Origin of the sequence: Rhodococcus sp. Leaf225 (genome assembly GCF_001426145.1) — a bacterium.
GTDB lineage: Bacteria > Actinomycetota > Actinomycetes > Mycobacteriales > Mycobacteriaceae > Rhodococcoides.
This window is the reverse complement of sequence record NZ_LMRN01000012.1, coordinates 588,842-600,092: the sequence shown is the minus strand read 5'-3', so window position 1 is coordinate 600,092 and position 11,251 is coordinate 588,842. Positions and strand designations below refer to the sequence as shown.

Sequence of the window (11,251 nt, the reverse complement as noted above, 5' to 3'; positions counted from 1 at the left end):
CCGCATCACGACGGAGGACCCGGCGAACGGGTTCCGCCCGGACACCGGCCGTATCACCGCGTATCGGACGCCGGGCGGTGCGGGCATCCGTCTCGACGGCGGGACGACGTTGGGTGCGGAGGTGTCGGCGTACTTCGACTCGATGCTGGTGAAGCTCACCTGCCGTGGTCGCACGTTCGAGGACGCGGTGGCGCGGTCGCGGCGGGCGTTGGCGGAGTTCCGTATCCGCGGTGTCTCGACGAACATCGGCTTCCTGCAGGGACTTCTGCAGGACGAGGACTTCCGTGCGGGCAACGTCACGACGTCGTTCATCGAGGAGCGACCCGAGCTGTTGACGGCGCGGTCGTCCGGCGATCGCGGTACCAAGATCCTGACCTACCTCGCGGACGTGACGGTGAACAAGCCGCACGGCGAGCGTCCGAGCACGGTCTACCCACAGGACAAGCTGCCGGACATCGATCTGTCCGTCGCGCCGCGCGACGGGTCTCGGCAGCGGCTGCTCGAGCTCGGTCCCGAAGGCTTCGCCCGCGACCTGCGTCAGCGAAAGGCGTTGGGCGTCACCGACACCACGTTCCGCGACGCCCACCAGTCGTTGTTGGCCACGCGCGTGCGGACCTCGGGACTGCTGATGGTCGCCCCCTACGTCGCGCGGACCACACCCGAACTGTTGTCGATCGAGTGCTGGGGCGGTGCGACGTACGACGTGGCGCTGCGGTTCCTGCACGAGGATCCGTGGGAGCGGTTGGCGGCGCTGCGGGAGGCGGTGCCGAACATCGCCCTGCAGATGTTGCTGCGCGGGCGTAATACCGTCGGCTACACCCCCTACCCGGAGCGGGTGACGACAGCGTTCGTCGAGGAAGCGGCGGCGACGGGTGTGGACATCTTCCGCATCTTCGACGCGCTGAACAACGTCGATCAGATGCGCCCCGCGATCGACGCCGTCCGCGAGACCGGCACGACGATCGCCGAGGTGGCGATGTCGTACACCGGTGACCTGTCGAATCCGGACGAGAAGCTCTACACCCTGGACTATTACCTGCGGTTGGCGGAGCAGATCGTCGACGCCGGAGCGCACGTGTTGGCGATCAAGGACATGGCGGGGCTTCTGCGGGCGCCGTCGGCGACGACGTTGGTGACGGCGCTGCGCAAGAATTTCGACCTGCCGGTGCACGTGCACACCCACGACACCCCGGGTGGTCAGTTGGCGACGTACCTGGCGGCGTGGCAGGCCGGCGCGGATGCTGTGGACGGGGCGTCGGCGTCGATGGCGGGCACGACCAGTCAGCCGGCGTTGTCGGCGATCGTGGCGGCGGCGGCGCACACCGAGCGGGACACCGGGTTGGATCTGGCGGCGGTGTGCGATCTGGAGCCGTACTGGGAGGCGATCCGAAAGGTGTACGCCCCGTTCGAGTCCGGGCTCCCCGCTCCGACCGGGCGGGTCTACACGCACGAGATTCCGGGTGGGCAGCTGTCCAATCTGCGTCAGCAGGCCATCGCGTTGGGTCTGGGGGACCGGTTCGAGGACGTGGAGAAGGCGTACGCGGACGCGGACCGGTTGTTGGGCCGGCTGATCAAGGTGACGCCGTCGTCGAAGGTGGTGGGCGATCTGGCGTTGCACCTGGTCGGTGCGGGGGTGTCGATGGAGGACTTCGCGGCGGATCCCGGGAAGTTCGATATTCCCGATTCGGTGATCGGGTTCCTGCGCGGCGATCTGGGCACCCCGGCCGGTGGGTGGCCGGAGCCGTTCCGCACCACCGCGTTGGCGGGGCGCGGCGCCGGGCGTGGGGAGGCGACGTTGACGACGCAGGACGAGGTGCTGCTCTCCGGCACCAGTGCCGAGCGGCGTGATCGTCTCAATCATCTGTTGTTCCCGGGGCCGGCGAAGGAGTTGGCGGAGCACCGGGAGAAGTACGGGGACACCTCCGGGTTGTCGGCGAATCAGTTCTTCTACGGGTTGCGTCAGGGCGACGAGCATCGGGTGCGCCTGGAGAAGGGTGTGGATCTGCTGATCGGGTTGGAGGCGATCTCGGAGCCGGACGAGGCGGGGATGCGGACGGTGATGTGCATCCTCAACGGACAGTTGCGGCCGGTGTCGGTGCGGGACAGGTCGATCTCGGCGGATGCGCCGACGACGGAGAAGGCGGATCGGGACGATCCGTCGCATCTGGCGGCGCCGTTCGCGGGTGTGGTGACGTTGACCGCGGAGGTGGGGCAGTCGGTGTCGGCGGGGGAGACGGTGGCGACGATCGAGGCGATGAAGATGGAAGCAGCCGTCACCGCGCCGCGGGCGGGCACCGTCACCCGTCTGGCTCTGTCCGGTGTCGCGCAGGTCGAGGGCGGGGACCTGATCTGCGTCATCGCCGTCGGCGACACCACCGACCGCTCCTGACAGGGTTCTCGCAGTGACCAGGATCGTGGCCGGGACGGCCGGCGGGCGTTCGCTCGTCGTGCCGTCCCGCGGCACCAGACCCACCGCGGACCGGGTCCGAGAGGCGCTCTTCAGTGCGCTCGAGAGCCGGATGTACCTCGACGGTGCGTCGGTGCTGGACCTGTACGCGGGATCGGGCGCTCTCGGCCTCGAAGCGCTCTCGCGCGGAGCCGAGCACGTCCTCCTCGTCGAGAACGACGCGCGCGCGGCGGCCGTGGTCGCCCGGAACATCGAGTCCGTGGGACTGCCGGGAGCGCAGGTGCGTACCGCGCCCGTCGCGGCCGTCGTCGGCGGGACACCGGAGCGCCGCTACGACCTCGTGCTCGCCGATCCTCCGTACTCCGTGTCGGACGGCGCCGTGTCCTCGGTGTTGGACCGACTCGTCGAGGGCGAATGGCTCGCCGAGGACGCCCTCGTGGTCGTCGAGCGGTCCTCGCGCTCGCCCGCGACGCTGTGGCCCGCTGGGCTCGTCGAATTGAAGGCCAAGCGCTACGGCGAGGCTCGCATCGACATGGCCCGGTTCGAGGTCGCGCAGATCGAGCACCCCGCACAGGGAAGCTGATACGTTCACCCACCATGAGCCGCGCCCTGGTCCCGGGATCCTTCGATCCGATCCACAACGGTCATCTCGACGTGATCTCGCGCGTCGCAACGCAATTCGACGAGGTCATCGTCACGGTGGTGGTGAACCCCAACAAGAGTGGACTCTTCACCGTCGACGAACGGGTCGAGATGCTGGCGCAGGCCACCACTCATCTGCAGGGTGTGCGCGTCGCGACGTGGCAGGGGTTGCTCGTCGACTTCGCGTCGGAGTCCGGGGCCACCGCCATCGTCAAGGGTCTGCGCAACGCCGCCGATTTCGACTACGAGGTGCAGATGGCGCAGATGAACCGGCGACTCACCGGCGTGGACACAGTGTTCCTCGGAACCGACCCGGTGCACAGCAGCCTGTCGAGCTCGCTCATCAAGGAGATCGCGCGATTGGGCGGAGACGTCACGACGATGGTCCCGGCCGCCGTGCACGACCGACTGCTGGCCCGGCTCGCCGAGCGCTCCTGACCGGGCCGGACGGCGACACACCGGGGGACAATCGTGCGGACCGGTGCGCGTACCGGGCACACTGACACCGGAGATCGCGCCCGACGGGTGTGGTCGCCGAACTCAGAGACTGTCGATCGAAGTGAGGGCCGAGCACGGTGTACCGGGTATTCGAGGCGCTCGACGAGCTCGTCGCGATCGTCGAGGAGGCGCGCGGCGTCCCGATGACCGCGGGATGCGTCGTCCCGCGTGGTGATGTGCTGGAGCTGCTGGACGACGTCCGAGACGCCATTCCGGGTGAGCTCGACGACGCGCAGGACGTGCTGGACCACCGCGACAAGCTGGTGTCGGACGCACGGACCGGTGCCGAGAAGACGATCTCGTCGGCCGACGCGGAAGCCACCAGCACGGTGGAGAACGCGCGGGACGAGGCCGATCGACTCCTGGCCGACGCGAAGGCCCACGCCGACCGGATGGTCGCCGAGGCCACCGCGCACGCCGAGAGCCTCGTCGCCGACGCCACCGCGCGCGCCGACGCCACCATCGCGGACGCGGAGCACGAGTACGAGACGCTGACCGAGCGCGGCCGCGTCGAGTCCGCTCGCTCGATCGACGCCGGCAAGGCGGCCTACGAGCGTTCCGTCGCCGAGGGTCTCGCCGAACAGGAGCGCCTGGTCTCGCAGACCGAGGTGGTGCAGTCCGCGCACGCGGAGTCCGCTCGGGTCATCGACGCGGCGCACGCCGAGTCCGATCGTCTGCGTACCGAGTGCGACCTCTACGTCGACACGAAGTTCGCGGAGTTCGAGGAGATTCTCTCCGGCACGTTGCGGTCCGTCGGTCGGGGACGGCAGCAGCTCCGCACCGGCAGTGGCGTTCCGAGTTACGACACCGATTTCGCCGACTCGCGTGGTGAGGGCCGCTCGCGCTACTGACCGCCACGCAGATCCCTCCTCGCAGGGTGGGCTGGTGTGATTTGGCGCTGACCTGACGCTCCCGTATCGTGGAGTGGTTGCCCGCACCGCCCGTGAAAGGATCGTTCGTTGTCTCCCGCTGCTCGTCGCCACTCCGCCGAACCCGTCTCGGGGCTGGTGGTGGACACCCGTCGTCTGGGTCGCCGCGCAGGGTCGATGATGCCGGTCGCTCGCACCGTTCCCTCCCCGTCGCGCATCGGTCTGGACCTGATCGCGATCCAGGAGGGGGCCGACATCGATCTCGATCTCCGGTTCGAGTCCGTGTCCGAGGGTGTGCTCGTCAGCGGCACGGTCGACGCCGACACCGTCGGTGAGTGCTCGCGGTGCCTCGAGCCGTTCACGTCACACGTGCAGCTCCACCTGACGGAGCTGTACGCGTACCCGAACAGCGTCACCGAGGCCACCACGGACGAGGACGATCTCTACCGGGTCGAGGACGACGCGATCGATCTCGAACCACTGATCGTGGACGTGGCGGGGCTCACCCTGCCGCTGCGACCCCTGTGCACCGAGGACTGCCAGGGACTGTGCCCGGAGTGCGGCATCCGCCTGTCGATTGCGGAACCGGGTCATGCGCATGAGACAATCGATCCTCGCTGGGCCGGTCTCGCGGCGAAGCTGCAGACCGACACCGACCAGACCTAGTCGGCCGGCGCACCCTGCGCCTGCACGACCCGTGCTTCACCAGCACGACATTGCACCGAACGAGTACGAGGAGAAGTAGAAGTGGCTGTTCCGAAGCGCAAGATGTCGCGGTCCAACACCCGATCGCGACGCAGCCAGTGGAAGACCACTGCACCCACCCTCATCACCTGCCCCAACCGCGGGTGCGGCGAGAAGACCCTGCCCCACACGGTGTGCCCGAACTGCGGCACCTACAAGGGTCGCCAGGTCACCGCGGCAGTCTGACGGTGACCTCACAGTCGCCAGCGACAGACCGGAGCGGCGAGGACGATCATGCATCGCTTCTCGCCGCTCTTGGCGTGTCTCTGGACCACGACCTGCTCGTCCACGCTCTCACCCACCGCTCGTACGCGTACGAGAACGGTGGGCTGCCCACGAACGAACGCCTCGAGTTCCTCGGAGATTCCGTTCTGGGTCTGAGCATCACCGAGCAGCTGTACAGCGCCCACCCCGACAAGTCGGAGGGCGAGCTGGCCAAGATCCGCGCGAGCGTGGTCAACATGCACGCGCTCGCCGAGGTGGCTCGCCAACTGGGTGACGGCGGACTCGGTGCGCACCTGCTTCTGGGCAAGGGCGAGGAGATGACCGGTGGGCGCGACAAGCCGTCGATCCTCGCGGACGGCATGGAATCGCTTCTCGGCGCCATCCACGTCGAGCACGGCATCGACGTCGCACGCGAGGTGGTGCTGCGTCTGTTCGACGCGTTGCTCGAGCGTGGACCGCGTCTCGGTGCCGGCCTCGACTGGAAGACCAGCCTGCAGGAGCTCACGGCCGAGAAGGGTCTCGGTGTTCCCGCGTACGAGATCACCGCGACGGGACCGGACCACGACAAGGAGTTCACGGCCACCGTGCTTGTCGGCGGATCGCCGCACGGGCAGGGCGTGGGTCGCTCGAAGAAGGAAGCCGAGCAGCGCGCCGCCAGCGCGGCCTGGAACGCTCTCAGTGAATCGGCCTCCGCAGCGCTGATCGCCGGCCCGACCCCGGAGATGTCGTCCGACCGGAATGCCTGAACTTCCCGAGGTCGAGGTGGTGCGACGCGGACTCGCGTCGCACGTCGTGGGGGAGACCCTCGTCGACATCGAGGTCCTTCATCCGCGTGCCGCTCGACGGCATCTCGAGGGAAGTCTCGATCTCCAGTCGCGACTGGCCGGCACCACCGTCGTGTCCGCCGAGCGCCGTGGCAAGTACCTCTGGCTCGTGGTCGCCGCGAACGACGACGCGACCGGGCCGCTCGAGTCGATCGTGGTGCACCTGGGCATGAGCGGGCAGATGCTCGTCCAGCCCGCGGACGCACCCGACGAGAAGCATCTCCGCATCCGCGCCCGACTGGGCAGCGGCACGGATCTGCGATTCGTCGATCAGCGGACGTTCGGCGGGTGGGCCGTCGCCGACCTCGTGGAGGTCGACGGCTCCCGGGTCCCGGTTCCCGTGGCGCACATCGCCCGCGACCCACTCGACCCCCAGTTCGACGCGGAGTCCGTGGTGACGGCGATGCGGGGGAAGCACACCGAGATCAAGCGCGCGCTCCTCGATCAGACCGTCGTGTCGGGCGTGGGCAACATCTACGCCGACGAGTCGTTGTGGCGCAGCAAGATCCACGGCAATCGACTCACCGATTCACTGACTCGCCCGGCGCTGCGCAGGTTGCTGAACAACGCGCACGCTGTCATGGGGGAGGCACTGGCGCAGGGCGGCACCTCGTTCGACGCGCTTTACGTCAACGTGAACGGTCAGTCGGGGTACTTCGACCGGTCACTGGCCGCATACGGCCAGGAGGGACTCCCGTGCCCTCGCTGCGGCGCTCCCATCCGCCGCGAGAAGTTCATGAATCGGTCGTCCTTCAGCTGTCCGAAGTGTCAGCCGGCGCCGAGGGTTCGGCGGGGGTAGGGCGACTCCCGGCACGTCGGTCGTAAAGATCTCATAAAAACGCCTGCTCGCAGCGTCAACAGAGTGTCAGTGAGGCCGAGATGGGCGCGTAGGGGGTGGACGCTGGCGTAGCTGCCGAGCAACCGCCGGCAGTTCGTCGCCGTTTCACGAGGATTGCATCCATGGCTGACCTGGCCTATCTACTCACCGCCGCAGCAGGTTTCGCTGTGCTGGTATTCACCGTTCTTCGACTCGGGCGATCCGCATGACCGCCGCCGGAATCGAGAGCGTGATCTTGATCGTGGTGTCCGCGGCACTTGCGGTGTACCTGCTGATCGCGTTGCTCGACCCCGAAAGGTTCTGAGCCGTGACCCCCGCACTTGCGGCCGGCGTGCAGATCGCGGCCGTCGTGATCGTGCTCGCTGCCGCCTACGTTCCACTCGGCGACTACATGGCGCGCGTGTTCACCACCCCGCGAGATGCACGTGCTCGTGAAGAATTGGTCAGCTCTGCCGCGAACCAGGCAGAGGGATCGACGATCACCACGACCACTGCTCTCGACCCTCCGCAGCCGACGAGCAGGTCGGTATCGGCAACAGCGGACTGGCGGGTGGAATCCCTGCTGTATCGCGTGTGCCGGATCGACCCCCGCTCGGAACAGACGTGGGTCGGCTACGCCTTGTCGCTGCTGGGCTTCTCTGCGGCCGGCGTCTTCTTCCTCTATGCCCTCCAACGCGTTCAAGGTGTTCTGCCGCTGAACAATTCGCTGCCCGGTGTCAGCCCGTCGGTTGCGTTCAACACCGCCATCTCCTTCGTGACCAACACCAACTGGCAGTCGTATTCACCCGAGACAACGATGAGCAACCTCACGCAACCGCTCGGCCTCGCAGTGCAAAATTTCGTCTCTGCCGCAGTGGGATTGGCCGTGGCGGTTGCAGTGATCCGCGGGTTCGTTCGTGTGCGCAGTGGAGGCGAACTCGGAAACTTCTGGGTCGATCTCACACGCGGCGTACTTCGGATCCTGCTGCCGTTGTCGTTCGTCGTGGCGCTGATCCTGCTGACGCAGGGCGTGGTCATGTCGTTCCACAGCAGCTTCGCGTCGACGGGTCTGGACGGTAGCTCGATCACGAATGCTCTCGCTCCCGTCGCCTCTCAGGAAGCGATCAAAGAGCTCGGCACCAACGGCGGCGGAATCCTGGCAGCCAACTCGGCGCACCCGTTCGAGAACCCGACGCCGTTGTCCAACATCGTCGAGATCATCGCCCTGTTGTTGATCCCAGTCGCGTTGACGCGAACCTTCGGAACCCTTGTCGGAGAACGTAAGCAGGGTCTGTCGATCCTCGCCGTCATGACGCTGCTGTGGGGCGCCGTTCTCGCCGTGACCCTTGCGGCGGAATCCGGTACTCGCGGTGTCGCCGCGCAGGCCGCGGGCGCCATGATGGAGGGTAAGGAACAGCGTTTCGGCATCCCCGCGTCCGCCCTGTGGGCAGTCAGCACCACGGGAACCTCGACCGGCGCAGTGAATTCGGCGCACGACTCGATGTCGCCCCTGGGCGGTGGAGTCGTCATCCTCAACATGCTTTTCGGTGAGGTCGCTCCCGGCGGAGTCGGGACCGGCCTCTACGGAATGCTGGTCCTGGCCATCATCGCCGTGTTCGTCGGTGGGCTCCTGGTGGGACGCACGCCGGAGTACCTCGGTAAGAAGCTCGGCAAACGCGAGATCACCATGGCGGCACTGTCGGTGCTCGTCATGCCGGCGCTCGTTCTGATCGGAACAGGTATCACGGTGATCCTGGGTTCCACGAGCGGAGCGCTCGGCAACAGCGGGGACCCCGGAACTCCGGGTTCGATCCACGGATTCAGCGAGGTGCTCTACGCCTACGCGTCCGCGTCGAACAACAACGGAAGTGCGTTCGGCGGACTGACCGTGACCAACGACTGGTTCCAGACCTCCCTTGGCATCGCGATGCTGCTGGGCCGGTTCCTTCCGATCGTGTTCGTTCTGGCCCTGGCCGGCTCACTGGTCACCAAGCGTCGAAGTCCGGCTGGACCCGGCACCCTGCCCACCACGGGACTGCTGTTCACCGGCCTTCTCACCGGCACGATCGTCCTCGTCGCTGCGCTCACATTCTTCCCAGCGCTCGCGCTGGGCCCCTTCGCGGAGGCTTTGCAATGACCCTCGTCAACGACCATCCCACTCTGTCGGAGGCGACACCCGACAACGGCGCGCCGGCTCCCGTCAAGTCCGGCTACTTCAGCCCCAAGCAGCTGTGGACCTCGTTACCCACCGCATTCCGCAAGCTCGATCCGCGTCACCAGGCCCGCAACCCGGTCATGTTCGTCGTTCTGGTCGGCTCGGTCATCACCACTGTCATGGCGATCGCCGACCCGTCGGTGTTTTCCTGGCTCGTCACCGGGTGGCTCTGGTTCACCGTGTTGTTCGCGAACCTCGCCGAGTCCGTTGCCGAGGGTCGCGGCAAGGCCCAGGCGGCCAGTCTGCGCAACGTCAAACGGGACACGCTTGCCAATCGTCGGCTGCCCGACGGGTCCGTCGAGAGCGTGCCCGGCACCGAACTGAAGGTCGGTGACGAGGTGGTCGTCACCGCAGGGGAAGTCATTCCTGGTGACGGTGACGTGGTCGACGGCATCGCATCGGTGGACGAATCCGCCATCACGGGTGAATCCGCACCGGTGGTGCGTGAATCGGGCGGTGACCGAAGCGCCGTCACCGGCGGCACCACCGTGCTGTCGGACCGGATCGTCGTGAAGATCACCGCCGCACAGGGTGAGACGTTCGTCGACCGGATGATCGCGCTCGTCGAGGGTGCGTCGCGACAGAAGACTCCGAACGAGATCGCTCTCAACATCCTGCTCGCGTCCCTGACCATCGTGTTCTTGCTTGCCGTCGTGGCCATCGGTCCCATGAGCATCTACGCGGGGTCGGCGCAGGATCCGGTCAAGCTCATCGCACTTCTCGTCTGCCTGATCCCGACGACCATCGGCGCACTCCTGTCCGCCATCGGCATCGCCGGCATGGACCGACTGGTGCAGCGCAACGTTCTCGCCATGTCGGGCCGCGCGGTCGAGGCCGCCGGTGACATCGACACCCTGCTGATGGACAAGACCGGCACGATCACCTTCGGAAATCGCAGAGCCACGGCACTGCATCCGGCACCAGGGGTCGAGGTTCGGGAACTCGCCGATGCGGCTCGCCTGTCTTCGCTCGCTGACGGAACACCCGAGGGACGCAGCATCGTCGAACTCGTCGCACGCGACTTCGGCGGGGAAGCAGATCCCGCAGCAGGGGGTGAGTTCGTTCCGTTCACCGCTCAGACCCGCATGAGTGGGCTGGACGTCGACGGTCGGCAGATCCGAAAGGGCGCCTCCGACAGCGTGTTCGCCTGGGTCCGTGAACGCAGTGGCGACGCCACCGACACTGCGGTACGTGATTCGGTCGAGTCGGTGTCCGAAGCGGGCGGTACTCCGCTCGTCGTTGCGGTCGCCGAATCCGGTTCGAGCGCCCGAGTTCTCGGAGTCGTCGAGTTGTCCGATGTGGTCAAGCCTCACATCGCCGAACGATTCGAACGGTTGCGCGCCATGGGCATTCGGACCGTGATGGTGACCGGTGACAACCCCCTCACCGCTCGGGCCATCGCTGCGGAAGCCGGGGTCGACGATTTCCTCGCCGAAGCGACACCGGAAGACAAACTCGCATTGATCCGCCGTGAACAGAACGGTGGTCGGCTGGTCGCAATGACGGGGGATGGCACCAACGACGCTCCCGCGCTGGCTCAGGCCGACGTAGGCGTGGCAATGAACACCGGCACGTCCGCAGCGAAAGAGGCGGGCAACATGGTGGATCTCGATTCCGATCCCACCAAATTGATCGAGGTGGTCGAGGTCGGAAAGCAACTCCTCATCACCCGCGGAGCGCTCACCACGTTCTCGTTGGCGAACGACCTCGCCAAGTACTTCGCGATCCTGCCGGCAATGTTCTCCACGGTGTATCCCCAGCTCGACACGCTGAACATCATGCGGCTGGCAACTCCACAATCAGCGATCGTCTCGGCCGTGGTGTTCAACGCACTGGTCATCGTGGCGCTGATTCCCCTTGCGCTGAAAGGTGTTCGGTACACGCCGTCCACCGCGTCGACACTGCTCGGCCGCAACCTCGCCGTCTATGGCGTCGGAGGCGTGATCTCGCCCTTCGTCGGCATCTGGCTGATCGACCTCGTGGTCCGACTTATTCCTGGAATGGGCTAGC

At 66.9% G+C, this 11,251-nt stretch carries 10 protein-coding genes and 1 pseudogene; all 11 read left to right on the top strand.

Going from position 1 to position 11,251, the window contains the following annotated elements; genetic code table 11:
- Positions 1-2,389 (top strand): pyruvate carboxylase (locus ASG69_RS12510; RefSeq protein WP_056695778.1); only part of this gene is annotated, 2,389 nt, incomplete at its 5' end.
- Between the two features lie 13 nt (positions 2,390-2,402).
- On the top strand, positions 2,403-2,990 hold the full coding sequence (gene rsmD / locus ASG69_RS12505; RefSeq protein ID WP_056445096.1) for a 16S rRNA (guanine(966)-N(2))-methyltransferase RsmD: 588 nt from the start codon (positions 2,403-2,405) through the stop codon (positions 2,988-2,990).
- Positions 2,991-3,004: 14 nt separating this feature from the next.
- Positions 3,005-3,487: a pantetheine-phosphate adenylyltransferase gene (coaD, locus tag ASG69_RS12500; RefSeq protein ID WP_027504973.1), complete on the top strand. Its 483-nt coding sequence runs from the start codon at positions 3,005-3,007 to the stop codon at positions 3,485-3,487.
- A gap of 137 nt (positions 3,488-3,624) precedes the next feature.
- Positions 3,625-4,398, top strand: a complete 774-nt coding sequence (locus tag ASG69_RS12495) for a DivIVA domain-containing protein (protein ID WP_027504974.1) — start codon at positions 3,625-3,627, stop codon at positions 4,396-4,398.
- Between the two features lie 195 nt (positions 4,399-4,593).
- Positions 4,594-5,082 carry a YceD family protein gene (locus tag ASG69_RS12490; RefSeq protein ID WP_081821208.1) on the top strand — a complete coding sequence of 163 codons (489 nt, stop codon included), beginning with the start codon at positions 4,594-4,596 and terminating at the stop codon, positions 5,080-5,082.
- 81 nt (positions 5,083-5,163) lie between these two features.
- Positions 5,164-5,346 carry a 50S ribosomal protein L32 gene (rpmF, locus tag ASG69_RS12485; protein ID WP_027504976.1) on the top strand — a complete coding sequence of 61 codons (183 nt, stop codon included), beginning with the start codon at positions 5,164-5,166 and terminating at the stop codon, positions 5,344-5,346.
- A 2-nt stretch (positions 5,347-5,348) separates the two neighbouring features.
- The gene (gene rnc / locus ASG69_RS12480; RefSeq protein ID WP_027504977.1) at positions 5,349-6,131 is read left to right on the top strand and encodes a ribonuclease III; all 783 of its coding nucleotides are present in this window, start codon (positions 5,349-5,351) and stop codon (positions 6,129-6,131) included.
- On the top strand, positions 6,124-7,008 hold the full coding sequence (gene mutM, locus ASG69_RS12475) for a bifunctional DNA-formamidopyrimidine glycosylase/DNA-(apurinic or apyrimidinic site) lyase (protein ID WP_056445093.1): 885 nt from the start codon (positions 6,124-6,126) through the stop codon (positions 7,006-7,008). The genes rnc and mutM overlap by 8 nt, the downstream gene beginning before the upstream one ends.
- A gap of 244 nt (positions 7,009-7,252) precedes the next feature.
- The gene (gene kdpF, locus ASG69_RS12470; protein WP_027504979.1) at positions 7,253-7,351 is read left to right on the top strand and encodes a K(+)-transporting ATPase subunit F; all 99 of its coding nucleotides are present in this window, start codon (positions 7,253-7,255) and stop codon (positions 7,349-7,351) included.
- A gap of 243 nt (positions 7,352-7,594) precedes the next feature.
- Positions 7,595-9,163 (top strand): annotated as a pseudogene (kdpA, locus tag ASG69_RS12465) (potassium-transporting ATPase subunit KdpA); the annotation flags it as partial.
- Entirely contained in the window at positions 9,160-11,250 is a 2,091-nt protein-coding gene (kdpB, locus tag ASG69_RS12460) for a potassium-transporting ATPase subunit KdpB (protein ID WP_056445087.1), read from the top strand. The pseudogene kdpA and the gene kdpB, both read left to right, overlap by 4 nt.
- Position 11,251: the final 1 nt, after the last annotated feature.